At 61.7% G+C, this 22,233-nt stretch carries 24 protein-coding genes; 14 read left to right on the top strand and 10 right to left on the bottom strand.

Going from position 1 to position 22,233, the window contains the following annotated elements; genetic code table 11:
- Positions 1-236: 236 nt before the first annotated feature.
- Entirely contained in the window at positions 237-623 is a 387-nt protein-coding gene (gene flbT / locus FXB38_RS13540; protein WP_148751346.1) for a flagellar biosynthesis repressor FlbT, read from the top strand.
- A gap of 24 nt (positions 624-647) precedes the next feature.
- On the opposite strand, the gene FXB38_RS13545 is transcribed toward flbT, so the two are convergent.
- The 4 genes from FXB38_RS13545 to FXB38_RS13560 all read right to left on the bottom strand — a co-directional run bounded on the left by FXB38_RS13545 (position 648) and on the right by FXB38_RS13560 (position 3,184).
- Positions 648-1,007: a hypothetical protein gene (locus FXB38_RS13545; RefSeq protein WP_148751347.1), complete on the bottom strand. Its 360-nt coding sequence runs from the start codon at positions 1,005-1,007 to the stop codon at positions 648-650.
- Positions 1,008-1,167: 160 nt separating this feature from the next.
- On the bottom strand, positions 1,168-1,665 hold the full coding sequence (locus FXB38_RS13550; RefSeq protein WP_148751348.1) for a hypothetical protein: 498 nt from the start codon (positions 1,663-1,665) through the stop codon (positions 1,168-1,170).
- 11 nt (positions 1,666-1,676) lie between these two features.
- Entirely contained in the window at positions 1,677-2,060 is a 384-nt protein-coding gene (flgJ, locus tag FXB38_RS13555) for a flagellar assembly peptidoglycan hydrolase FlgJ (RefSeq protein WP_187434851.1), read from the bottom strand.
- Positions 2,060-3,184: a flagellar basal body P-ring protein FlgI gene (locus tag FXB38_RS13560; protein WP_148751350.1), complete on the bottom strand. Its 1,125-nt coding sequence runs from the start codon at positions 3,182-3,184 to the stop codon at positions 2,060-2,062. Before FXB38_RS13560 ends, flgJ begins: the two co-directional genes overlap by 1 nt.
- A gap of 269 nt (positions 3,185-3,453) precedes the next feature.
- On the opposite strand from FXB38_RS13560, the gene FXB38_RS13565 reads away from it, so the two are divergent.
- Positions 3,454-3,867: a flagellar assembly protein FliX gene (locus tag FXB38_RS13565; RefSeq protein ID WP_148751351.1), complete on the top strand. Its 414-nt coding sequence runs from the start codon at positions 3,454-3,456 to the stop codon at positions 3,865-3,867.
- Between the two features lie 38 nt (positions 3,868-3,905).
- Here FXB38_RS13565 and FXB38_RS13570 read toward each other — a convergent pair whose 3' ends face one another.
- Complete coding sequence (locus FXB38_RS13570; RefSeq protein WP_148751352.1) at positions 3,906-4,277, bottom strand: winged helix-turn-helix transcriptional regulator; 372 nt, start codon at positions 4,275-4,277, stop codon at positions 3,906-3,908.
- Between the two features lie 156 nt (positions 4,278-4,433).
- On the opposite strand from FXB38_RS13570, the gene FXB38_RS13575 reads away from it, so the two are divergent.
- Together FXB38_RS13575 and dksA are read left to right on the top strand one after the other, a co-directional pair.
- Entirely contained in the window at positions 4,434-5,045 is a 612-nt protein-coding gene (locus tag FXB38_RS13575) for an NAD(P)-dependent oxidoreductase (RefSeq protein WP_148751353.1), read from the top strand.
- 219 nt (positions 5,046-5,264) lie between these two features.
- Positions 5,265-5,630 (top strand): RNA polymerase-binding protein DksA, encoded by a 366-nt coding sequence (gene dksA, locus FXB38_RS13580; protein ID WP_008142458.1) that lies wholly within the window; start codon positions 5,265-5,267, stop codon positions 5,628-5,630.
- 240 nt (positions 5,631-5,870) lie between these two features.
- On the opposite strand, the gene FXB38_RS13585 is transcribed toward dksA, so the two are convergent.
- Complete coding sequence (locus FXB38_RS13585) at positions 5,871-7,817, bottom strand: hypothetical protein (RefSeq protein ID WP_148751354.1); 1,947 nt, start codon at positions 7,815-7,817, stop codon at positions 5,871-5,873.
- A gap of 946 nt (positions 7,818-8,763) precedes the next feature.
- The gene (locus tag FXB38_RS13590) at positions 8,764-11,574 is read right to left on the bottom strand and encodes an ATP-binding protein (protein ID WP_187434852.1); all 2,811 of its coding nucleotides are present in this window, start codon (positions 11,572-11,574) and stop codon (positions 8,764-8,766) included.
- A gap of 111 nt (positions 11,575-11,685) precedes the next feature.
- Here FXB38_RS13590 and FXB38_RS13595 point away from each other — a divergent pair, with 111 nt between their 5' ends.
- The 6 genes from FXB38_RS13595 (at position 11,686) to FXB38_RS13630 (ending at position 17,026) form a co-directional block, all read left to right on the top strand.
- A complete protein-coding gene (locus FXB38_RS13595) occupies positions 11,686-12,426 on the top strand; it encodes an alpha/beta hydrolase (RefSeq protein WP_148751356.1) in 741 nt (246 codons plus the stop codon).
- Positions 12,427-12,565: 139 nt separating this feature from the next.
- Entirely contained in the window at positions 12,566-13,417 is an 852-nt protein-coding gene (locus FXB38_RS13605; RefSeq protein ID WP_148751357.1) for an SDR family oxidoreductase, read from the top strand.
- Between the two features lie 109 nt (positions 13,418-13,526).
- Positions 13,527-14,123, top strand: a complete 597-nt coding sequence (locus tag FXB38_RS13610; RefSeq protein ID WP_148751358.1) for a carbonic anhydrase — start codon at positions 13,527-13,529, stop codon at positions 14,121-14,123.
- A gap of 124 nt (positions 14,124-14,247) precedes the next feature.
- Positions 14,248-14,871 (top strand): HD domain-containing protein, encoded by a 624-nt coding sequence (locus FXB38_RS13615; RefSeq protein WP_148751359.1) that lies wholly within the window; start codon positions 14,248-14,250, stop codon positions 14,869-14,871.
- Positions 14,872-15,160: 289 nt separating this feature from the next.
- Positions 15,161-16,042: an NmrA family NAD(P)-binding protein gene (locus FXB38_RS13625; RefSeq protein ID WP_148751360.1), complete on the top strand. Its 882-nt coding sequence runs from the start codon at positions 15,161-15,163 to the stop codon at positions 16,040-16,042.
- 87 nt (positions 16,043-16,129) lie between these two features.
- Positions 16,130-17,026, top strand: coding sequence for an alpha/beta fold hydrolase (locus FXB38_RS13630; RefSeq protein WP_246229892.1), 897 nt, complete (start codon positions 16,130-16,132; stop codon positions 17,024-17,026).
- A 181-nt stretch (positions 17,027-17,207) separates the two neighbouring features.
- Here FXB38_RS13630 and ligD read toward each other — a convergent pair whose 3' ends face one another.
- A complete protein-coding gene (gene ligD / locus FXB38_RS13635) occupies positions 17,208-18,131 on the bottom strand; it encodes a non-homologous end-joining DNA ligase (RefSeq protein WP_148751362.1) in 924 nt (307 codons plus the stop codon).
- A gap of 112 nt (positions 18,132-18,243) precedes the next feature.
- Between ligD and FXB38_RS13640 the strand changes: the two genes are divergently transcribed.
- Positions 18,244-18,438, top strand: coding sequence for a DUF3606 domain-containing protein (locus FXB38_RS13640; RefSeq protein ID WP_148751363.1), 195 nt, complete (start codon positions 18,244-18,246; stop codon positions 18,436-18,438).
- 23 nt (positions 18,439-18,461) lie between these two features.
- Here FXB38_RS13640 and FXB38_RS13645 read toward each other — a convergent pair whose 3' ends face one another.
- Positions 18,462-19,361: a 3'-5' exonuclease gene (locus FXB38_RS13645; RefSeq protein ID WP_148751364.1), complete on the bottom strand. Its 900-nt coding sequence runs from the start codon at positions 19,359-19,361 to the stop codon at positions 18,462-18,464.
- 254 nt (positions 19,362-19,615) lie between these two features.
- Between FXB38_RS13645 and FXB38_RS13650 the strand changes: the two genes are divergently transcribed.
- From FXB38_RS13650 to FXB38_RS13660, 3 genes are all read left to right on the top strand, one after another.
- On the top strand, positions 19,616-20,104 hold the full coding sequence (locus FXB38_RS13650) for a hypothetical protein (protein WP_148751365.1): 489 nt from the start codon (positions 19,616-19,618) through the stop codon (positions 20,102-20,104).
- Between the two features lie 87 nt (positions 20,105-20,191).
- Complete coding sequence (locus FXB38_RS13655) at positions 20,192-20,611, top strand: CopG family transcriptional regulator (RefSeq protein WP_148751366.1); 420 nt, start codon at positions 20,192-20,194, stop codon at positions 20,609-20,611.
- 4 nt (positions 20,612-20,615) lie between these two features.
- Positions 20,616-21,815 (top strand): extracellular catalytic domain type 1 short-chain-length polyhydroxyalkanoate depolymerase, encoded by a 1,200-nt coding sequence (locus FXB38_RS13660; protein ID WP_148751367.1) that lies wholly within the window; start codon positions 20,616-20,618, stop codon positions 21,813-21,815.
- A gap of 78 nt (positions 21,816-21,893) precedes the next feature.
- On the opposite strand, the gene FXB38_RS13665 is transcribed toward FXB38_RS13660, so the two are convergent.
- Positions 21,894-22,103, bottom strand: coding sequence for a hypothetical protein (locus tag FXB38_RS13665; RefSeq protein WP_148751368.1), 210 nt, complete (start codon positions 22,101-22,103; stop codon positions 21,894-21,896).
- Between the last annotated feature and the right edge of the window lie 130 nt (positions 22,104-22,233).

Consider the following 22,233-nt stretch of genomic DNA (forward strand, 5'->3'; position numbering starts at 1 on the left):
CGTTGTCGCGCCGCGGTAGTTAATGTCTCGTTAACCAAACCCATTTACCGTTTGGCAACGGAAATCCGCGCTACGGCCGGCAAGCCGACCGTTCGAAAGTAGCTCAGCCGGCCCGTGCGCAGCCGGCGGTGGGGTTCCCTCCGACGAACCTGGTCAGCTCGCTGGAGCAGGAGTCTTTCATCTCTCGCTTCGTCGCAGACGGCTTGTTTTTGGTATGAGCGCAGGAGGTAACAGCGATGGCGCTGAAAGTTGAACTGAAGCCCTTCGAGCGAATCATCATCGGCCAAAGCCTCATCACCAACTCAGATGCGCGAACCAGGCTATTGATCTCGGGAGAGGCGCCGATTATGCGGGAGAAGGATCTCCTGACCGCGGAGACCGCCGACACGCCGGTGAAGCGGCTCTATCTTTGCGTTCAGATGATGTACCTCGAGAACGACATCCCGAAATACCAGGAGCTCTATGTGAGCTTCGTCAAGGATCTGCTCGAGGCGGTGCCAAGCTTCAGAACGTCGATCGAGGCTGCAAGCAAGCTGATCCTGAGCGGCTCTCTGTACAATTCATTGAAGGAGATCCAGAAACTCGTCAAACGGGAGGACGAGTTGCTGAAGCAGAGCGTTTAGCTCTGCTGATCAGCCTCCACGACTTCAGGCGCTGCGGTCGGTCGACAGCGGGCGTTCTGCGTCGGCCTTGCTGAGGTCGAGCGCGTGAAAATAGGCGCGGCGGCGCAGCATCGCTTCGTCCGGAAATTGCTCCACGACCTGGTCGGTCTTCTCGTTGACGACCTGGAAAACGAAGGATGCGGCGGCCTGGTTGAACACGACCTGGCGCGAAACGTTCTGACTGTACAGATCATTGCGCGCGGCGGCGCCAGCGTCGCTCGCGCTGACGGTCTGGCTCGCGGGCAAATCGGTCCGCACGGCGTCGTTGGCCGCCGCGCTCGACGTCGCTATGGGTAGCGCGGCGACCGGTATCCCCACCGGCCTGATGCTGAAATCTGTACTCATGGCAGCCTCCTGGTTGCCTCGTGTGAGTCAAATCCCAACCCCTCTCAATACGCAACCATGGAACACCAGGATTGAACACCGGGTAAGCAAACGTGACTAACCGCGCGACGCTTTCGCCGCACGGTTTTTCGTAAAATTGGATGGAGTTCCTTGTCTGCGCTCAGAGCGTGCGGCTGACCGCGAGCGGCGTGATGTGACGCGGGCCAGGCGTGGCGCGGCGGCCCGCCGCCGTATAGGTGTTCGGCACGTTGCGCTTCTGGATCTCGGCATTGACGCCGCGCACGACGCTCTCGGAGACCGCATGGGCGGTCGCGAGCACTGTAAGATTGACCTGAAGCATGGCGCGGAAGGCGTCGTGGTGGCGGTGCAGCGTCGAGAGTAGCTCGGGCGCGGATTTCGAAAGCTGCACCTGGTTCGCCTTCAACTGGCTGACGGCGCCGGCGTAGCGCCGCGACAGCTCCTGCTTCTGGCTTTCCATCATCATCGCTTCGCGAACCTTGCCGGCACGGACGAGCTCGGTCTCGCGCTCGATCAGGCCGAGCAGGGCGCTCATCGCGTCCATCAGGTCCTCTGCGAGCTTGCGCGCAGCGGCGCTCTCGGGCGTATTGTTCGGGCGCTGCGCTGGCATCGGCCGACGTGACGCGTTGAAGTGGTTCATCTCGTTTGACCTTATGCCGTACGAAGAGTGGTTTTGGCCTGCTGCATGATCAGGGTACGGTAGACGTCGCGGGCTACACCGACGCCGCCGGCATTGGCGAAGTTCTTGGAATATTGCTCGGTCAGCATCGAGCGCCAGACGCCGGTGCCCGGCGTATCGCCGAACGGGCCTTCGCCCTTCAGCCCCGAAGTCATCTGCGCGAACATGCTGTTGAGGAACATGCCCTCGAAGTCAGTGGCGGTCTTCTGCGTCTTGGCCTGCTGCTGCGGCGAGACCTTTTGCAACGCTGCGGCGAGCTCGAAATCGGGACGGCCGTTGCGGCTTTCCACGGAGAACGCTGGGTTCGAGAGTGCGGCGGTGACGACGTGCGCGGTGTTGAGCATGCCGGTCTGCATCACATCACCTCTATGTCGGCTTCGATCGCACCCGCGGCCTTGATCGCCTGGAGGATGCTGATGAGGTCGCGCGGGCCGATGCCGAGGCCGTTGAGGCCGTCGACGAGCTGCTGCAGCGAGACGCCGTCCTTGACGACGGCGAACTTCTTGCCGTCCTCGGTGACGCCGACGCTGGAGCGCGGCGTGACCACGGTGCGACCCCGCGACAGCGGGTTGGGTTGGCTCACTTGCGGGCTCTCGGAGATCGTGACCGTGAGATTGCCCTGCGCGACCGCGACGGTGGCGACGCGGACGTCGCGGCCCATCACGATGATGCCCGAGCGCTCGTCGATGACGATCTTGGCGGCGAGATCCGGATCGACCTGAAGCTGCTCGATCTCCGTCAGGAAGGCGACCACGTTGCCCTTGAACTCCGGCGGGATCGTCAGCTGCACTGTCGAGGGATCGATCGGCTCGGCGCTCTTGACGCCGAGATAGTCGTTGATCGCCGCTGCAATGCGCTTGGCGGTGGTGAAATCGGCGTTGCGCAGCGCGAGCCGCACGTTCGGCAGCCGGTTCAGCGCGAACTCGATCTCGCGCTCGATGATGGCGCCGTTGGCGATGCGTCCTACGGTCGGAACGCCGCGTACGATTTTGGCCGCTTCACCCTCGGCCTGAAAGCCGGAGATCGCGAGCGAGCCCTGTGCCACTGCATAGACGTTGCCGTCGGCGCCGAGGAGCGGGGTGACGAGCAGGGTGCCGCCGCGCAAATCCTTGGCATCGCCGAGCGCGGAGACGGTGACGTCCATGCGGGTGCCTTGCGTCGCGAATGCCGGCAGATTGCCGGTCACCATGACGGCCGCGACGTTGCCGGTGCGGATGGTGGCGCCGCGGATGTTGACGCCCATGCGCTCGAGCATCGCTTGCAGCGACTGCTTGGTGAAGGGGATGTTGTTGAGGGTGTCGCCGGTGCCGTTGAGGCCGACGACGAGGCCGTAGCCGATGAGCTGGTTCTGCCGCACGCCTTCGATATTGGCGAGATCCTTGATGCGCGAGGTCGCACGCGCAGGCGCGACCGAGAGCGCCAGCGCTGACAGCGCGGCGCAGGCCACCCCAACAATCCTCACCCAACGAACGCCTGGCATCCTCTGCTCCCCGAGGCTCCTCACATCTCGGACCATCTGCGACACTCCCATGACGAGCTGGTCCGACGCTTTCCTTGCGAGCGCTGTGCCAACACGGGGCAGAGGGTGTAGTCGATTGAATAGGTTGAATAAATCTCTTCGGATCGGTGCCAGCCGGCATTCGCCCTAAGGAGCGAAACTGCCGCCTGTCGGCAGATTTTGCCGGGCCGTTTACGCCCCGTTAACCATAAAGCGGCGAATGTGGCGCATCGATCACCCGGATTGCTCCGATGCGCATCTACGGACCGAATGGCACCACGCTTGGAACGCCGGCCAGCCAGGCCAGGCGAACGAGCTCCGGCACCTTCGTGCTGCCCGACACGAATTCGGCGCAGGAGACCCGCGCAGCGGCCGCACCCAAGGCCTCCGCCAACATCGATGCGCTGCTCGCGCTGCAAGGCATCGAGGAAGATCCGGTCGAGCGCCGCAAGCGCTCGGTCGTCCGCGGCAAGACCGCGCTCGACGTGCTCGACGATCTCAAGATGGGACTCTTGTCCGGCAATCTCGATACATCGACCGTGATGCGGCTGCGCGATGCGGCTGCGAACCTGAAATCGTCCTCCGGCGATCCCGGTCTCGATTCCGTGCTGTCCGAGATCGAGCTGCGCGTCGAGGTCGAGCTGGCCAAGGCCGAGCAGGCGTAGTCGTCCAGCGGATCATTTGAGGCGCTTACGGAACGGCTTTACGCCGCTTCGTCTTTCTGCTGCGAATCGTAGCGGCGCTGGGCGGCGAGCACGTCTTTCAGATTTTCCTCGGCCCAATCGCGCAACGGATCGACCGCGGCGGCGAGCGTCACACCGAGCTGCGTGATCGAATATTCAACCGTCACCGGCACGGTCGCGATGGCGCGGCGCTTGATCAAGCCGTCGCGCTCGAGCGACTTGAGAACCTGGCTCAGCATCTTCTGCGAGATGCCTTCAATCGTGCGGCGTAACTGATTGAAGCGCATCGGCTCCTCGCGCAGCAACAACAGGATCAGCACGGCCCATTTGTCGCCGACGCGATCGAGGATCTGGCGCGTTGGACAATCGGCTGCATAGACGTTGGGTTTCATCTCATTCCTTGCACTTGCCTCGTACTTGCCTCGCACTTGCGTTCGGCTTGCCGGTTACTCCTGCGTAATCAGGTAAGCACAAAGTGCTCTCTTAACACCAGCGTTCCTTACGATATCTAGTTACCATTGGTTACTACAGAAGCGAAGGAGCCTTCCATGAAAATCGCAGTTGCCGGCGCCTCGGGCCGGGCCGGTTCGGAGATCACCAAGGAACTGTCTCGCCGCGGCCACGGCGTCACCGCCATCGCACGGAACCCGGAGAAGATTGCAATCCTGCCGAACGTCACCCCGACTAAGGGCGACGTGCTCGACCAGGCCGGCCTGTCCAAGCTCTGGGCCGGGCACGATGTGGCCATCAGTTCCGTCCACTTCCTGGCGAGCGACCCGCACAAGTTGATCGGCGCGGCCAAGGACGCCAAGGTCGGGCGCTATCTGGTTGTCGGCGGCGCCGGCAGTTTGGAGGTCGCGCCCGGCGTCAAACTGGTCACAACCCCCGGTTTTCCGGCCCAATACAAGGCCGAGGCGGAGGCGGGTGGGGCCTTTCTCGACCTGCTGCGCCAGGAAAAGGAGCTGAACTGGACCTTCATCTCGCCCTCGGCGCTGTTCATCGAGGGGGAACGGACCACCAAGTTCCGGCTCGGGACCGATCAGCTTCTCGCAGATGCGAACGGCAAGAGCTGGATCAGCTTCGCCGACTACGCCATCGCGCTCGCCGATGAGATCGAGAAGCCGGCCCATTTGAGGCAGCGTTTCACGGTCGGCTACTAGCTCGGCTTTTGGCCGCCCCCGGGCCCTCCCGGATAAACCTTCCTGTGCAAGGGCTTGGGGGCGCTAACTGCGCTATTAAGGAAATATTGTCTGTCACATGGGGTAGCTATATAAGCCCCGGCTCAACGGACCCCGTTCCGTTCATGAGTCGTTGCTTGAGAAGATAGGCCGCCCTTGGAAAAGTTGAAAAACTACCGACCGACCGAAAAAGAGCCTTTCATGAACGACCGGCAGAAGGAGTACTTCCGTATGAAGCTCCTCGCCTGGAAGGATGAGATCCTCAAAGAGTCCAAGCTCACGCTGCAGGCTCTGCAGGAGGAGAACGTGAACCACCCCGATCTCGCCGATCGGGCATCGTCCGAAACCGACCGCGCCATCGAACTCCGCGCCCGCGACCGCCAGCGCAAGTTGATCGCCAAGATCGACGCCGCGCTCCAGCGCATCGAGGACAACACCTACGGCTATTGCGAGGATACCGGCGAGCCGATCTCTTTGAAGCGGCTCGAGGCCCGGCCCATCGCAACGCTCTCGGTGGAAGCGCAGGAGCGCCACGAGAAACGCGAGAAAGTCTATCGCGACGAATAGAGTCAGGGCCGCAGCGATGCGGCTCTTTGTTTTTGGATATGCCGCCACCGAAAGAACGAGTCGGTAGCGCATTAAGAACGAGTCGGTTGGTGCCAAGGCATCTCTTCAACCGACAGTTGGCGCGCGACTACAAGAACGTTCTAGGTCGCGCTCGGTTGGGCGCGCGCCGAAGAATTTTTTGCTAAGAATGAATTAGCGCGAGCAGGACCTACAGGGGCGACGATGCAGGGCGTCGATCTTTCAGTACCACTTGCCTTGAAGTTCAACCCCTCTTAGTTCCTTGATCATTGGGATCATGCCTTCGGTCGGCACCCTTCCATCTGTCAGGTGGTCCAATAGCTCGTGGACTTGAAGAACACGCGGCATTCCCGCTTTGTCGTATAACGGCTCGTCCATCAGCCACGCGAACTCAACGAATGGCGACACGACACGCCATTCGATCGATTTGGCCCAGGACACGTCGAAGTTTGTGCCTTTTGGCTCCTTCGCGACCCGGTCTGCAAGTGACCGCGCCTGGTCGACCTTCTCCAGGATGAACTTCTTTCTCTTCTCGAAGACGCTCGGCTTTCCAAGCTCGAAGTCGAGAGGCAGCTCGTAGGAAAAACATTCGATCAAGATAAGCCGGTCGTTCAGCCGGACGGCGGCGTCGACCTCGCGCGGATTGCCGCTTGTCCACTTGAGGTCGCCTTCGAGGCAGAGGTCAAGTCCTCGAGCCCGGATCGCGCTGCGTACGGAGTTCTCAAAGCTTTCGCCGCCGCCGGCCGCCTTGCGCAGACCCACGAAGATCGTATGCAGGGCAGGTAGGATCGCCGCCAGATCGATCATTACCTTGCCCATCGATGGAAGAAGGATTGGGCGCTTACCGCCACTCCAGAGACCAATGTTCTTCTGAGCTTCTTCGCTCAAGGATATGAACTCGACGGCTTTGCGCACCTCTTCGACAGTAAATACCTTTTCGTGTCCGAGTTGCTTTGCGAACCAAACCGCTTCACCCGCGAATTCGTCGAGGTCGAAACTGACCATCGTGTAGCCGCGGAACATCAGGTTAGTGAAGTTGTTCATCGTCCGGTCGCGGCGCTGCGCCCACGTAGAATGATGCATCGTGATGCCGACGTAGGTGCCAAAGAACGCGGCAGCCCACACCGCGAACAGTACCGCGTCGAAATCGATCCCGTACTTCAGCCTGAACGGTTCGCTCATAAATGCATTTTCCTTTCGGAACTGCGCCAAGGAGAACGAGCCGATCTCGAAGTTGGTGGCGCCGTACCCGCGTCCGATGCGACCCGCGACGCTGTTCCAGGCGGGATACTCTTCCGTCTTCGGGTTCGGCTTCAACTGGGCGAACTTGATCGTGTCGCCACCTTCGGCTTCAGTCTCGCCGGCATTTTCTTCGTCGAGCCAGGTGCCAAGCCGCGTATGAAAGCCAAAGGTTTCGGCGTTCCTCGCGTCGTGAAGCTCGAACGTGAGAGGGTTGACGACGCTATCCTTGTAGCGGTGCGACCCTAGTGCAGGGTCCCACTTGATCATCGATCCCTTGCCGATGCATCGCATCGCGGCCGATGCCCGCCAGTATTCGTAGCAAAGCCCCTCGATGGCGAACACGTCTATCAAGTCGGACCGGCGGAAGTCGGTCATCACGATCTGGTCTGTTTCGCGCAAAGCCTGGTAGGCCTTCTTCGCCTTCAATTTCCCTCCATACGCTTCGGCCATGGCTTCATACCAGGTGCCGTCGAGTAGGGTCTGTAATCGCGTCCGGCGGACAGGACCAAGGTCATCGGTTTTGTTAAGCGCACCGTGCTTCGCGTATGCGAGCTCGGCGATGCCGCGCACCAACATCACGGTGGCATCGTCGTTGTTGAACCCGTGCGCCTCCGCGAGCATGGGGCGCAGACGCCGATGGAGATGAAACCAAAATCCAGGAGAGTGACCTCGAACGAGCGCTGCGATCTCCGCCTCGACTTTGTCCAGATACGCGCGGAAGACGAGCCACACCTGATCGCCTGCGGCTTCGCCCAGCGGGATGAGCTGAGGTGCCAACTCCCGTTGTCGCAGTTCGCGAGGAACGTCGACGAGCCGCCGACGAATTTCCGCGTGATGTTTGAACATCAGATACGGAAACGTCTGCGAGTAGTAGAACTGCGTTACGACAAGCGGATCCTCTCCACCCGCCTTTGTTCGAATATTCATTCACGCGATCTCATCATCCGGTCGCTGGATGCGACCTGGGACTCGAAAATTCTCTCAGAGACAAGGGTTTAGGCCTGAAAACATAGCATTTTGCGCGAAGGGCGTCGACTCGATAGTTTCTCGCGAACCTGCCGTCGGAGCAGCGTGGTGCGAGGCTATTCGAAGGCGCATCGTTCCTCGTTCGTGGCTCTGCAGTCTGTTGAAATCGGCGAAGGAGTGAAACGAGTCGCCGCTTCGAATCGATCAAGGACTCGATTGGGACCGAAAGGCAGATAGGCTATCGACGACATGTCGTTTCAGATCACGAGTCCATCCGAAAGGATTCGTTTGCATCTGCGCCACAACTTATTTGGAAGCGAAATAGAGTGAGGCACGCCTTTCACGGTGTGAGGTGAAAGGCGAAGCCAACAAGTCGCTGCTGTCGAGTCCTTCCACAACTAGCACAGTCGCCGCGAGCGAGCACTTGCCGAGGTCGGGAGTGGCGGAGAAAGTGGGAATCTCTTCCCCGATGCAGCAAATGCGCGAAAAACGCCGAAAAACAAGGATTCCAAAAAGGTCCGGTCGAGTTTTGTGACCACCGCTGTGTACCACTTAGGCGGCCGTCGGACCATCAATCTCGGCCGATTTCGGGGCAATTGGGGCAACTAACGCGCTCCCTGCGCTTCAAGGAATCCTCGAACGCGGTCTGCTCCGCCAGACCCGCGGCGTCGGCCTGCCGGCCGCCTCCAGCATTTACGGCGTTTTCGAAGGTCCGGATCGGGGTTGAGGTTGGTCCAGCTCGACGCTCACATGGCCGGCGCGTTCTCCCGCCGCGGCCCGTCCTCCGCCGACGCCCCGGACCGCACTTGGATTGCGGTGCGGGCGATTCCTTGCGAGATTCCTGGTTGGCCTCCTGGCTTTGAGCATCCGCGGATGCGGAACGTCCGGGCTTATGATTGGCAGGGTGTCACGCAAATGTTGAGAACAGTTGACGAGCCGCTCGAACCTCAGGTGTCTCGTTGCTCTCCCTGAACTTGGCACAGATAGGACCGAGAAGATTCCTCGCCTGAGTTCTCAGGCCTGATGCAGCCCATAGCGCCGCCAAGCTCGTTGCTGATCTTAGCTCCCAGATCGCCGCGCCTTGACGGACGGCTACCCGCAAAGCCTGTTTGAGGAGGGCGTCGGCCTGCGCCTGTTCACCGCCGGAGAGGCGCACGATTTCTGCGCGCAGGCGCAGGATCTCGGGGTCGCAAAGCCCTTCGCCGTTGGTTTCGGATTGTCGTTCGAGTTCGTTTAGCAGGTGGCTCGCGGGCTCAAGTCTTCCCATTTCGATCAGAGCGGTCGCGAGTTCGGCTTTGAAGCGGTTGTGATTGGCCGAAATTCCTCGGTCGTCCAACCGCGCGATTCCCGCAGCCAGTTCCTTAGCGCCCGTTTCCACTTCTCCCTGACGGATCAGGATCATCCCTCGAAGTGAAGGCACCCAGCTGGCATACGGCCGATGACGCTGGCCGTAGGTCTCGAGCCGGGTCAGATATTTCTCGGCCAGGTCCAGGCGACCGGCGAAGATCGCGGTCGGACACGCCGCCTGCTGGAGAGCGTAGAATTCTGAAACCGGGTCCGTTCGAGATTCGGCTTCACGAACGGCCTCTTGCGCCGTGCTGATGGCCTCTCCGATTTCGCCGCGCAGGAACTGGACCTGCGCGAGCGTGCTCAGTGCCAGGCTCCTTTGATCGTAGACCAGTCTCGCATCCATCGGAGTGTCCGACCGATCCAAGCGCTCCAGCACGCTCTGCAGGAGACGTGCGGATTCGATCTGGTCACCCATCGCGTGGCGGACGTTGGCGGTCAGCCGGTCTCCTACGAGTATCGCGGCAGCGTCGCCATTGCGGAGCCCCAGCTCTCTGAATGCCTCGGCATGTGCTGCCGAGACCTTGAATCGACCAGCGTTCCAGGCGTTGACCATCAGGCTCCATCTGGCCCTCAATTGGTGCGGCAGATCGCCGAGCTTTTCCGCGATTGCAAGCGCGCGCTCGGCGATCGCGATCATATGCCGTCCATGGGAGTCGATCTGGAGCAGCGATGCAAACAGTTCGACAAGGAGCCGCATCTCGGTTCCGGGATCGGCCGCAAGATCTGCGGACTCGAGCGCGTGGTCGACGCGCGCGCGGCACTCCTCGACGAGCTGCCACGACCACCAGAGGGGAACGGACGCGAGTGTGAGCGGCAGTCCGATCGTGTATGCCTCTCCATGCGCGAAGCTCCAGTCGAGAGCCGCGCGTACGTCGTCGATCTGCACCGGCGCCCCTCGGCGTAGCCGCTCGAGCATAAGCAATGCGTGCCGCTGACGAACGGTCGCTTCCTCGCCTTCCTGGCGAAGACGATCCAGCGCAAAATGTCTCGTTGTGACCAGCATCCGGAAGCGCCGTGTATATCCGTCGGATTCGGTCGAAAGAAGAGATTTAGCGGCCAAAGCAGCGAGGTCGCGGATCACCGCCACGGCAGGGTGGCTTTCATCCGCGGCGACCGCGGCGTCCTCGGCGGTGAACGAGCCGGCGAAGACCGACAATCGCCGAAACAGCGCGCGCTCAGAGGACGAGAGCAGATCGTGACCCCACTGGAGCATCTCGGTGAGCGTCCGATGGCGAGTGATGGCTGTCCTTCGCGAGCCCAGGTCTTCGAGCTGCAGCCGGCCGAGCTGTTCGGCCAGGCATCTGACGCCCAACGCACCTGCCTGCACCGCCGCCATCTCGATCGCGAGCGGCAGGCCGTCCAGGGCACGGCAGAGGGCGCAGACATAAGGTGCTTCGTGATCGCCAAGAGCGAAGCTCCCAGCAGCCGCTGCACGTTCAGCAAACAATTGGACGGCCGAATAGCTCAAGGCCTGCTGCGCCGAAGCCAGATCGGCGGGAGGAATATCGAGCGGATCGACGCGGTAGATCCATTCTCCTTCCACCCGGAGTATCTCGCGGCTGGTCGCGATGATGCGGACCCGTGGCGCACCTCGCGCCATCGCTTCGCAAAAAAGAGCGGCCGCCTCGACGAGGTGCTCGCAATTGTCCAGCAGTATCAGGACGCTCCTGTCCTTCAGCCCCGCGACCAGCATCTCCGTTGGATTTCCTGAAAGCACCACCTTTCCCAGCGCGGTTGCGATCGCTGTCGGGACCCGCTCGGGCTTGGCCACCGACGCAAGGTCGACGAAGACCGCGCCGTCGGGAAACTCGCGTTCCAATCGGGTCGACACGGCTTGGGCCAACCTCGTTTTTCCAATGCCTCCGGCACCTGCCACCGTCACCAGCCGGTTCTGTCGGATCAATGCGGCCAGATGGTTGATGGCGGCCTCTCGTCCGATCAGCGACGAGGGGGATTGCGGAATGCCTTCCTGCGTGCGGGGCTCCCGCACCGGCGCACTCGGCTTGTCTTCAATCGTTATAGGAGCCGCAAGCCGGTAGCCCCGACCGGACTCCGTCTGGATAAGGGACGCGCCGCCTTGGGTTCGCCCGAGCGCGTTGCGGAGCTTGGAGACGTGCGCTCGAACTGTGCCGTCGTCGACGTGGACTCGTCCCCAGACGCGCGCAACCAAGTCCTCTGGGCTCACGAGGTCGCCGCGAGCCTCTATCAGTGCGAGCAGGATTTCGAAGCCGCGGGGGCCAAGAGGGATCGGAGTTTCGCCGTCAAAAATCTGTCGCTTGAGGCGATCCAGGCGCACGCCTCCGAAACGAAGCACAACGTGTTCCGAGATGGCTCCTTCGGCCGTCCGCTCGCCCGCAAGTGTCATCATCGGCCGCTCGCCACACCGCAACAATTCTTCACAACACGCAACATGCTTGCCGGTGCCGTCCAATCTACAGTTTGCACGGCCCGATTGTCGTCGACAAGGACAGAGCTGGCGATGGGGAACACAAAGCCGAGAACGGTTATCCTGGTCCATGGCGCTTGGACCGACGGCTCCTGCTGGTCGTCGGTAATCGCTCAGCTCAATGGCGCAGCAGTCGAGACCACAGCAGTCCAACTTCCGTTGTCCTCGTTGGCTGAGGATGTCGCGACCGTTCAGCGGGCCATGGCTCTTGAGGAAGGACCGCTGCTGCTGGTGGGACATTCGTATGGTGGCGTGGTCATCACCCAGGCTGGCGATGATCCGAGGGTCGCGGGGCTCGTCTACGTGGCGGCGTTCGCACCCGATGCGGATCAGTCCGCCTTGACCTTGGCCGAACTGCTTCCGCCATCGCCGGCGGCATCGGAGCTGGAGCGCGATGGCTCAGGCTTCTTCAAGCTCACCCGCAAGGGGATCCTCGAGGACTTCGCCCAGGACCTGATCGTCGGACAGAAAGAAGTCATGATCGCTACTCAGGGACCGATATCCATCCACGCACTCGGCGCACCGGTCAGCAGCACCGCCTGGAGAGGCAGGTCCTGCTGGTACGTACTGGCCGAAAATGATCGCACCATCTGGCCCGCGCTTCAGGAAAGAATGTCGAGTCACATCGGCGCAGAGACCATCCGCGTTCCTGCCGGCCACGTCGCGATGCTCTCCTGTCCTCAAAAGGTCGCCGAGGTGATCCTGCTCGCAACCGCGGCAACGCCCTCACGAAAGAAATGCGAGCACATGCCCCCAGAGGGGAGCAGACCATGAGCCAGGCAAACATTCTGATCAGCGGGGCGACCGGACGCACGTGGGGCGCTGCTGTCAACGAATTGCTCAACATTGGAAAGAGCGTGCGGGCCTAGGCGTCTCCAACTGGAGGCTTCCGGTATCAACGAAAGCGCATATCATGCCGAAGACGTGGTTTATTACGGGTGCGAGCAGCGGCTTCGGACGTGAGCTGACCGAGCTGCTGCTTCATCGTGGCGACACGGTAGCCGCCACAGTCCGCAAGCCCGAGGCTCTCCAGGACCTCGCGAGCAAGTATCGCGAGCGTCTTTGGGTCGCGGTCCTCGACGTCACGGACGGCGAGGGCGTGCGCCAAATTGTCAGCCGAGCCTTCGCCGATTTGGGGCGGATCGACGTCGTGGTCAGCAACGCCGGCTACGCGCTGTTCGGCGCGGCGGAAGAGGTCAGCGACGCGCAGATCGAGCGCCAGATCGACACCAATCTACTTGGGTCGATCCGGCTCGCCCGCGCGGCAATCCCCCACCTTCGGCGACAGGGCGGTGGGCGGATCATTCAGATCTCGTCGTCTGTTGGGCAGGCTGCCTATCCGACGATGGGCGTCTACGCGGCCACCAAGTGGGGTGTCGAAGGCTTCTTCGAGGGTACGATCCCGGAGATCGCTCCGTTCGGCATCGAGGTCACGCTGGTTGAGCCAGGCGCTTCACGCACGAATTTTGCTTCGTCCAGCGCTGATATGGGCCAAATCCTTCTGGTCTATGAACAGACGCCTGCCGGCGAATTTCGCCGCAAGGCAGAGTCGGCCGGCCTCGCGATGTTTCCCGGTGATCCGCGCAAGGTCGCTGCGGCGATCATCGCCTCGGCCGATCAGGCCCCGGCGCCAAGGCGCTTGACGCTCGGCAGTGACGCCTACGCGCTCGTCCATGCGGCCCTGACGGAGCGGCTGGCGGTCCTGGAAAATCAGGAAGCATTGGCGCGCTCGACCGACATAGCGATCCAGGGAGCCGCAGTCTGACCGTTCAAATCGAAGGAGCGGGACGTCGCCGCCATCGTCTCTGACAAGGATTGCACACTTCGCGACATCACCTTCACGCAATCAAGCGCGAAACAATGGAGAAAGAAAAATGGTGAAATACAGCGAGTTTGAATTCAGGACACAGCCGTGGTTCGAAGCGTCATGGTTCGACCGGTCCAATTTCAAGGGTTTCAGCCATTTCATCCCGATGAAGACGATCGTCATTCACTGCTTTGACCCTCGAGCATCAGAGATTCCAAAGGCGGTCGCCGATCATTTTGGAGATGAGGTCTACCCTGGAGAGAACATCCTCGATGAACATGGCAACCGGATCGGAAACACGCGAACGCTGTTCGTCGTGTCCAACGCGGGCGGCCGGGCCCTTTCGGCCCTGCAATCAGTGGCCACGATGGACTATCTCTTTCAGGTTCAGAAGGTCGTTGTTGTGCACCATTCATTCTGCGGCGCGACGGCCTTCTTGCCGGAGACTCTCGTTGCTGATTTCCACGATCATCATCACGCCGACATTTCGAAGATGTTTGAGCATGATAGCCTTGCTATCACGGACTACGAGAAATCGATCAGGCACGATGTCGAACTGCTCCGCGCCAGTCCGGCAGTCCCGAAGCACATCAAGCTCTACGGTTTCTTTTTCGAGATGAATTCGGGCAAGTTAACCGAGGTTGTCCGGGACGTTCCCGCGTAGAATGCGGCGCGCAAGCGAACGCGGCCGAGTCGCAAGCAGACGCTTGCGATCATGGACGCGGGTTTGGCTGCAGACGCGCTGGAAGTTGTGAAGTGTGGTGTGTGATCGACTTACAGGACATCTCATGATCGTAGATATCAAGGTTCCGGATAGCAGCATCGTACGCCAGGCCGAAGAGCTCGTGCGCTCCGTTTCCGATGACACACTCTTCAACCATGTGATGCGCTGCTACTGGTTCGGCGAGCTGTTCGCGCAGCAGGAAGGCAAGAAGGTCGACAGCGAGCTGATGTTTCTTTCAACCATCCTGCATGACCTCGGTCTTACCACCCATGCACCCGGCCCGCACCGGTTCGAGATCGAAGGCGCGAGCGCGGCGCGGGCATTCCTGCGGGAGCAGGGCGTGACGGAGGATCGAGCCCAGAAAGTTTGGGATAACATCGCGTTGCATACCTGGGACGTGAATCAATTCAGGGGCGACACAAGTCGTTTGATGCAGCGTGGCCTCGCCTACGACGTCTCCGGTGTGCAGGACGCGCGACTCGACCCCGCTGACGTTGCCGAAGTGGTTCGGCGATATCCGCGACTCAATTTCAAGCGGGCGTTCAACGAAATGCTCAATCATGAGCTCGACTGCAAGCAACCCTATCCGCACTGGTTTCACATCTGCTCTCGCATTGCGCACAACAGGTCGCCGCTCACCATTGTGGATGCGCCGGTCGTTCTTGACTGGGCGCCGTTCGATGAGTGAGCGGGCGTTTTGTCGCGACGGTGCTTCCTTTCGGCTCGCGGGGTTTCGCAGTCGGACATCGACCTCGTACGGACCGCGATCGCACTCCGTACGACTCCAGGGATCCCGCAGCACATGCATCCGCTCGTTGCGCTCGTAACTGCTGGTGTCGAAATGGATGAGCTGGGCATCTCTTGTCGCGATTGCAGCGATGAAGAGCCTCCACCGAGGCAACTCTGTACTGTCGTCCGTCAATCGGCGTGGCCGAGTTAGGCGTGAGGCGCTTCCCAATGACCAAAGGATCAAAGCGATGAGTGAGTCGGACATCCTTGTGAGCGGTGCGACCGGTCGAACGGGGGGCGCTGCCATCGACGAGCTGGTGGCCATGGGAAAGCGGGTCAGGGCCTACCTGCGCTCCGACGACGAGCGGGCGGCGGCCCTGCGCCGGCGCGGTGTCGACATCGCCGTCGGGGATTTTACCGACATCGATGATATTCGCGCCGCGATGGAAGGCATCAAATCGGCCTATTTTCTTCACCCCATCGCACCGGGGATCATCAGCGCAGCCGCCTATTTCGCGCAGGCGGCGAAGGAAGCGGGCGTGTCGGCAATCGTCAACATGTCGCAGATTTCAGCGCGGCGCGAGTCGACGAGCCATGCCGCGCAGGATCACTGGATCTCCGAGCGCGTCTTCGACTGGTCAGGCGTGGCGACTACGCATCTCCGTCCCACCTTCTTCGCCGACTGGCTCGCCTACCCTCATTTCGCGAAGGAGATTTGGGCGAAGAAGAAGATCGAATTCCCCTTTGGGAACGGACGCCACGCCCCGATCAGCACGGACGACCAGGGAAGGGTGATCGCCCACCTTCTGGCCAATCCGGCAGGTCACGAGGGGAAGATCTATACTCTTCATGGCCCCGTCGAGATGAACCATACCGAGATCGCCGCTGCAATGAGCGAGGTCCTCGGCGCGGAAATCACATACGCGCCAACGTCGATCGAAGAGTTCAAGCGGAAAATGGAGGATCTGTACAGGTTTCCACCTTTTCTGGTGCAGCACCTGGTTGAAGTCGCCCAGAATTACCGCGAAGGCATCTTCGCAGGCACAAACGACGTGGTCGAAAAGATTACCGGCACGCCAGCGCTATCGGTCCCTGCTTTCATCGCGAAATACCGTGGTGCTTTCGTCTGACCGGCGCGCAGCCTAGGGCCAACGCGAACGGAACACGGAGAGGACGGGGATGCTGCGGGTCGAGCGATTGGCACCACAGCGGTTGCGATCGTTTCTTCCGTTCCACCAGCCGGAGCTACAGCCCCGGCATCATCCATTCAAGGAGGCATCAATATGACCGGTCGCTTTGTAAAGACACAAGACGGGGTCGAGATCTTCTACAAGGATTGGGGCACGGGCCAGCCGATCGTTTTTCATCATGGTTGGCCGCTGAGTTCGGACGATTGGGACACCCAGATGCTCTTCTTCGTGCATCAAGGCTACCGGGTCGTCGGGATTGATCGGCGGGGTCACGGCCGTTCCAGCCAGGTTTCCGAAGGCCATGACATGGACCACTACGCCGCCGACGCGGCCGCGGTCGTCGAGCATCTGGGCCTTCAGAAGACCATCCATATCGGCCATTCGACCGGGGGCGGAGAAGCAACCCGCTATGTCGCACGTCACGGCAAGGGCCGGGTCGCGAAGCTGGTACTTGTCGCCGCAGTGCCGCCGATCATGGTAAAGTCTCCGAACAATCCGGAGGGCTTGCCGATTGAGGTGTTCGACGGCTTTCGGAAAAGCCTGGCCGCCAACCGTGCGCAGTTTTATCGCGAGGTCGCGTCCAAGCCCTTCTACGGGTTCAATCGGCCTGGCTCGCCGCCGCTCGATGGTGTCGTCGATAATTGGTGGCGTCAGGGCATGATGGGGGGTGCCAAGGCCCACTATGACGGCATCAAGGCCTTCTCTGAAACGGACCTCACCGAGGACCTTAAGAGCATTGATGTTCCGACCCTATGCGTGCAGGGGGACGACGATCAAATTGTTCCGTATAAGGGCGCCGCTGAGCTGCAGGTCAAACTCCTCAAGAACGCCACTCTGAAGATCTACCCTGGATTCCCGCACGGCATGCTTACTACCTACGCTGACACCATCAACCCAGATCTCCTGGCGTTCGTGCGCAGCTAATGCTGTTCGGCAGTGCTCAATATCGAGAGCGGAGCACCGCCGTTCGGCCCGGAGCGTGCGGGGCCGGGCCGGGCGCGGCATTGCGGATGCCGCGGGGGCGTCAAGTCGAGAAGTCTAGAAGTCTCCAGACCAACAAATCCTTGGAATTTCGAATCCTTGAATCTGAGCCAATTTCGGCCGATCAAAGGTCCTCGCGCAGACCCTTGAAGAAGGGGTGGCGAACTTTTCCCTCCGCCGACTTGGCCCGGTACTCGATCTCGGCGAGCAGCTTCGGCTCGACCCAGATGCCTTTGTGGGCGATCCGCTTCGAATACGGCTGCGTCTTCCGGATGAGCGGCTTCAGCCGCTTCTGTAGGTCGGAGGCGGAAACCCTGTCGAAGCCATGGTCGACCTTGCCGGCATAGACTAGATCGGCCCCCTGGCGCCGGCCGAGATAGATGCCGTCCCATTTGCCTTCGTCGAGGGCGAAGCCGGCGATCGTCAGGGTCTCCCGCTGCGCGCAGGTCTTCTTGACCCAGTTGTTGCGGCGGCCGCTGGCATAGACGCTGTCGCGGACCTTGGAGACAACGCCCTCTAGCCCAAGCTTGCAGGCGTGGGCGAACATCTCTTGGCCCTCGATCTTGAAGCTCTCGCTGAACTGGACGTCTGTGCCGGCGATGATCTTCTTGAGCTCCGCCTTCCGCTGGTGGAGCGGAAGCTTCCGCAGGTCGCGGCCGTTCAGGTAAAGCAGGTCGAAGGCTACCAGCACGATGCGCTTCGAACTCCCCCTTAGCTCGTTCTGCAGTACCGAGAAGTCGGTGGTGCCGTCGGCGGCCGGCACGACGATCTCGCCGTCGATGATGGCGGAGCTTGCCTTGATGTGCCAGGCCTCGTCGGCAACCTTCTTGAAACGGTGGGTCCAGTCATGGCCCCGCCGGGTGAAGACCTTGACCGCCTCATTGTGGAGATGGACCTGCACGCGGTAGCCGTCGAACTTGATTTCGTGAATCCATCGTGACCCGGACGGCACCTTCTCGATCGATGATGCTAGGGCCGGTTCGACGAAATCCGGAAACGGGGCCTTCCCGCCAAGGCCGGCGGCCGGCTTCTTACGCTGAAACGCCACGAACGAGCTCCACGCAACACGTGATTCAAAGTGGCACAGGCGGAATCGTTCCGGAACCGGCGAATCCTTCGCGGCGTTGCACTTGTCTCAAGACACCTCGAGGAGAAAAGCGATGGCTGCAGCGAAGAAGGCGACCAAGAAGACCGCGAGAGGGCGCAAGCAGGACCGGGCGCGCGTCGCCGGCGGTCAGAAGTACGAGGTCGGCTATGAGGCGGAGAAAACCGGCCGGTCCGCGTCCGCCGTCAAGAAAGCGGTCAAGAAAGTCGGCAACTCGCGCAAGCGGGTCGAGAAGCGTCTCGGGCGCTGACGCGCAGGTGGCGGGCTGCCGCCTTAGATCCGGCTGGAGAAGCGGGTGAAGGCGGTCAGCGTCTGCAGACGCGGCTCGACGTCGCGCAGGTAGATTTCCGCCTTCAGGAATGCGAGCTCGTCGTCGACGGCGCACTCGCCGACGTCGACGTACCAGGACTTGGGGCGGCCATCCGTACCATCGCTCCAGCGATAGCCTCGCCGTTTCAACGAATCCTTCAACTCGAACGGCGAGTGCTCCGCCCAGATCCGGACCGTCTTCCGGCGTGCCGTGTCGAGCAGGACGGCGAGCGCCGGCGCGCCGGTCGTCGGTAGATCGAAGTCCAAGATCTCAAGCAGCGCGTGACAGTCGTCGACGGCGCGGTGCGCCTGGTGGAAGTAGCCGGCGCCGTTCAACAGGTAGCCGAGTTTCGCCCCATCGAAGCCGTGCTGTCGCCAATCGACCTCCGTCGCGGAGCATGCCCACGCCTTTCGCTCGAAGACCGGCCAGTAGCGTTCGGAAAATTTCCGATCGAACCCGCTATTGTGGCCGATAATCAAAACCACGGAATCATCGACGAATGCATCGACGGCGGCATCGTCGATTTTTTGGCCGGCCACCATTTCGTCGCTGATTCCGGTGAGCGCCGTTATCTCGGGCGGGATCGGCCCTGATGGCTCGTTGAAGGCTGAGAAAGTGTCCCTGACTCCGACGATCCTGCCGTCCGGCGCGTAGTCGAATTTGACCATCCCGAGCTCGATGAGTTCGTCCGATCGGTGATCAAGTCCAGTCGTCTCGGTGTCCAACAGGATCCCAACCCTGGTTTCTTGCCCGCTGGTTGGCGTGGATATCGGTCGCGGGACGAGGCGCCGTAACACCCGGTAGTCCGTCGAGCGCCCCAATGCCTCGGCCATCGCGGCCGGTTCCGATGTGTTTTGAATCATCTCTTCTCGAGGTCAGTTTATCCAACGGCCCGGTTTAGTCGCACAATAGCGGGGGCGTCGACCGCGAGGTATCTGAAAGGCGAGCCATTCACGGTTGTTTCGGCTCATGTTGACCCGATTCAGCCGGCTTGCGGGCGTGGTGCTCGACGTGCAGCTGTTCGATGCCGGCGCGATCTCGCCCACGACGGCACCGATTTTCCGCCACGAACCGACTCGGATAGTTTCGCTGTGTCCTTGGAGATGCGGGGCTTGCGATGGCTACCGAGCCGAAGCCGAAAGCGGTCAGTAAGTCCAGGCGCAAGGCGCGCGAGGAAATCGTCGACTACATCGTCGCGATCGAGGACTGGGACTGCGGCTACTCGTTTTCGCTCAACGTGGAGCGGTTGCCGATCGACCCCTACCACGAATTCCGCCACCTGCAGATCAAGGGCCGCCTGCTGACGCCCGCTGGGCTGAAGGTCGAGACGGCGGAGATCTCGTTGCTGCCGTCGTCCGACTTGGTGGAAGAGCGCCGCAAGGACTTGACGCCGGTCGCTCTCGGTTCGCTCACCGTCGGTCCGGACGGCATCCTGGGCAACATCGGCATCCCGTGGGACGCCCTAACGCCGATCCTGCAGATGCTGATCGCCGGCCGGTTCAAGTTCGTCTTGATGCGCGGCACCAGATTTCGGCACCGGACCGCGAAGCTGAATAGCCTCCGGATCGAAACCAGGCTCACGGAGGACGACGTGTCGGTCGGCTAAATCGGCCTTGCTGCCTTGAAGTCCCTCTTCAAAGCTCCACATACCATCCACCGGCCATCCACTTGGATGGTAAATCATGGAACTCTCATGGCTGACAACGTCCACGAGTTCCGGCCAAAGACCCCGGATACCGAGAAAATCACCATCAATCTGGGCTTCGTCGACCTCGGTCAGGTCGATCTGATGGTGCAGGAGGGGTTCTATTCGAACAGGACCGACTTCATCCGGACGGCCATCCGCAATCAGCTCGAACGGCATGCGGACGTCGTCAAGAATTCGACGGCCCGGAAGAGCCTGGATCTCGGGCTGCGAAACTATACCCGCCAGGATCTCGAGGCGGCGCGGCGCGCCGGCGAGATGCTGCACATCAACGTTCTCGGTCTGGCGACCATTGCCCAGGACGTCACGCCCGAGCTGGCCCGCGCCGCCATCGCCTCGGTCTCGGTGCTGGGCGCCCTGCATGCCACTCCCGCCGTCAAGGCCGCTCTCGCCGACAGAACGAGGTGAAACGATGCTGAATCCAGAGATGGTTCGCGAAGCGACCCGCCTCACGCGTGCCGGCCAACTGGTCGAGGCCACCGCACTCCTGCAGCGCATGCTGCGCGGTGATGGCGCCCACGCAGCGACGAGAGGCGGTGCTGTGCATGTCAAGCCGGCGAGGCTCGAGCCGCCGACACTCGATCTGAAGGCCAACGTCGTCGAGGAGAGGGAGAGCGGCCCGTCCACGCAGGCCACGTCTGTCCAGCGGCGCAAACGCCACTTGCCATTCGGCATGAAGAATCTTTCCGGAGTCAGCCTGCCAGGTCCGGTCGGACGCACTCCACCGTCCAAGGGGGATATCGCACCGGACGGCACCAGGTTCGTCGCTGCCACCTTCGCGAACGCGGCGGGAAGCCGGACCTACAAGCTGTTCATCCCGAGCCGCGCTGATAGAGCACCGCGGCCCCTTGTCGTCATGCTTCACGGCTGCACCCAGTCTCCTGACGATTTCGCCGCCGGCACCCGGATGAATTTTTTGGCGGAAGAGCAGAACTGCTTCGTCGTCTATCCGGAGCAGCCACGCGGAGCCAACCAGGCGAAATGCTGGAACTGGTTTCGTACCGGCGACCAGCAGCGGGACGGCGGCGAGCCTTCGCTGATCGCGGGCATCACCCGCAAGATCATGCGGGAGCACCCAATCGATCCCAAGCGCGTCTACGTCGCAGGCCTGTCGGCCGGCGGGGCCGCCGCAGCCATCATGGGCGCGACCTACCCGGACTTGTACGCTGCCGTCGGCGTCCATTCGGGTCTGGCGTGCGGGGCAGCCAGCGACCTTCCCACTGCCCTGACGGCGATGCGGCAGGGCAGTGGGCCGAGAGGTATTGCGAAGGCTTGCTCTCCGGTACCCACCATCGTCTTTCATGGCGACCGCGACACCACCGTGCATCCGGACAACGGTGAACGGGTTCTCGATCCGCCCGGCGAAGCTGAGGGCCAGCAAGCCAAGGTGGTTCGAGGGCGAGTACCCGAGGGGCACGCCTATACCCGCACCATCCTCGCCGACGGCGGCGGGGTGGCGATTTCCGAGCACTGGAGTGTCCACGGCGCTGGCCATGCCTGGTCGGGAGGCAGTCCCGCCGGATCCTACACCGATCCGCGCGGGCCGGACGCGACCAGGGAGATGCTGCGTTTCTTCCTCGAGCATTCGCTGGCAAGCTTCACGCGGAGATAGCGGCCTGAAACTCGCCGCCCGCCGGATCTCCGGTTTGACTGAACGCGACGGAGCGGGCGGCCCCTGAGAGACCTAAGATCAGGCCTCGCCCGGTCCGGAGAAGACGGAAGCCGGCGGCGTGGTGCGCGGGACGGGCAGCGGTCGTTCGGTTGCTGCGGATCGCGCGGTGCCGCCCTTGGCGTCGTACCGCTTGGCGAGATCCAGCAGACGACGTCGGGTGAACGGATCGGCCTTCTCGGCGATGACCCGGACCCGCTGTGCGAGACCCTGATAGAATTCCTGCTCCATGACGCACCCCCACAACATCACTCCCCAGAGTTGAGTAGCCTGCGGACGTGGAGTCAAGCGCGTCGACGCCGCGGCCTTTTCCGCGAACCGTCTTGAGATCGCGATGTCGGCGGACGTAGACTGCCAGCGC

This window comes from Bradyrhizobium cytisi (genome assembly GCF_008123515.1).
Classification (GTDB): domain Bacteria; phylum Pseudomonadota; class Alphaproteobacteria; order Rhizobiales; family Xanthobacteraceae; genus Bradyrhizobium; species Bradyrhizobium cytisi.

What these genes read in the sequence shown, in the direction of transcription:
- FXB38_RS13665 (WP_148751368.1), bottom strand. Translation starts at nt 22,103, where the DNA reads ATGGAGCAGGAATTCTATCAGGGTCTCGCACAGCGGGTCCGGGTCATC.
- FXB38_RS13575 (WP_148751353.1), top strand. Translation starts at nt 4,434, where the DNA reads ATGAAAATCGCAGTTGCCGGCGCCTCGGGCCGGGCCGGTTCGGAGATC.
- FXB38_RS13560 (WP_148751350.1), bottom strand. Translation starts at nt 3,184, where the DNA reads ATGCCAGGCGTTCGTTGGGTGAGGATTGTTGGGGTGGCCTGCGCCGCG.
- FXB38_RS13660 (WP_148751367.1), top strand. Translation starts at nt 20,616, where the DNA reads ATGCTGAATCCAGAGATGGTTCGCGAAGCGACCCGCCTCACGCGTGCC.
- FXB38_RS13565 (WP_148751351.1), top strand. Translation starts at nt 3,454, where the DNA reads ATGCGCATCTACGGACCGAATGGCACCACGCTTGGAACGCCGGCCAGC.
- FXB38_RS13610 (WP_148751358.1), top strand. Translation starts at nt 13,527, where the DNA reads ATGGTGAAATACAGCGAGTTTGAATTCAGGACACAGCCGTGGTTCGAA.
- FXB38_RS13570 (WP_148751352.1), bottom strand. Translation starts at nt 4,277, where the DNA reads ATGAAACCCAACGTCTATGCAGCCGATTGTCCAACGCGCCAGATCCTC.
- FXB38_RS13545 (WP_148751347.1), bottom strand. Translation starts at nt 1,007, where the DNA reads ATGAGTACAGATTTCAGCATCAGGCCGGTGGGGATACCGGTCGCCGCG.
- FXB38_RS13585 (WP_148751354.1), bottom strand. Translation starts at nt 7,817, where the DNA reads ATGAATATTCGAACAAAGGCGGGTGGAGAGGATCCGCTTGTCGTAACG.
- FXB38_RS13645 (WP_148751364.1), bottom strand. Translation starts at nt 19,361, where the DNA reads ATGATTCAAAACACATCGGAACCGGCCGCGATGGCCGAGGCATTGGGG.
- FXB38_RS13590 (WP_187434852.1), bottom strand. Translation starts at nt 11,574, where the DNA reads ATGATGACACTTGCGGGCGAGCGGACGGCCGAAGGAGCCATCTCGGAA.
- FXB38_RS13625 (WP_148751360.1), top strand. Translation starts at nt 15,161, where the DNA reads ATGAGTGAGTCGGACATCCTTGTGAGCGGTGCGACCGGTCGAACGGGG.
- FXB38_RS13650 (WP_148751365.1), top strand. Translation starts at nt 19,616, where the DNA reads ATGGCTACCGAGCCGAAGCCGAAAGCGGTCAGTAAGTCCAGGCGCAAG.
- FXB38_RS13595 (WP_148751356.1), top strand. Translation starts at nt 11,686, where the DNA reads ATGGGGAACACAAAGCCGAGAACGGTTATCCTGGTCCATGGCGCTTGG.
- flgJ (WP_187434851.1), bottom strand. Translation starts at nt 2,060, where the DNA reads ATGCAGACCGGCATGCTCAACACCGCGCACGTCGTCACCGCCGCACTC.
- FXB38_RS13605 (WP_148751357.1), top strand. Translation starts at nt 12,566, where the DNA reads ATGCCGAAGACGTGGTTTATTACGGGTGCGAGCAGCGGCTTCGGACGT.
- FXB38_RS13640 (WP_148751363.1), top strand. Translation starts at nt 18,244, where the DNA reads ATGGCTGCAGCGAAGAAGGCGACCAAGAAGACCGCGAGAGGGCGCAAG.
- FXB38_RS13615 (WP_148751359.1), top strand. Translation starts at nt 14,248, where the DNA reads ATGATCGTAGATATCAAGGTTCCGGATAGCAGCATCGTACGCCAGGCC.
- flbT (WP_148751346.1), top strand. Translation starts at nt 237, where the DNA reads ATGGCGCTGAAAGTTGAACTGAAGCCCTTCGAGCGAATCATCATCGGC.
- dksA (WP_008142458.1), top strand. Translation starts at nt 5,265, where the DNA reads ATGAACGACCGGCAGAAGGAGTACTTCCGTATGAAGCTCCTCGCCTGG.
- FXB38_RS13550 (WP_148751348.1), bottom strand. Translation starts at nt 1,665, where the DNA reads ATGAACCACTTCAACGCGTCACGTCGGCCGATGCCAGCGCAGCGCCCG.
- FXB38_RS13655 (WP_148751366.1), top strand. Translation starts at nt 20,192, where the DNA reads ATGGCTGACAACGTCCACGAGTTCCGGCCAAAGACCCCGGATACCGAG.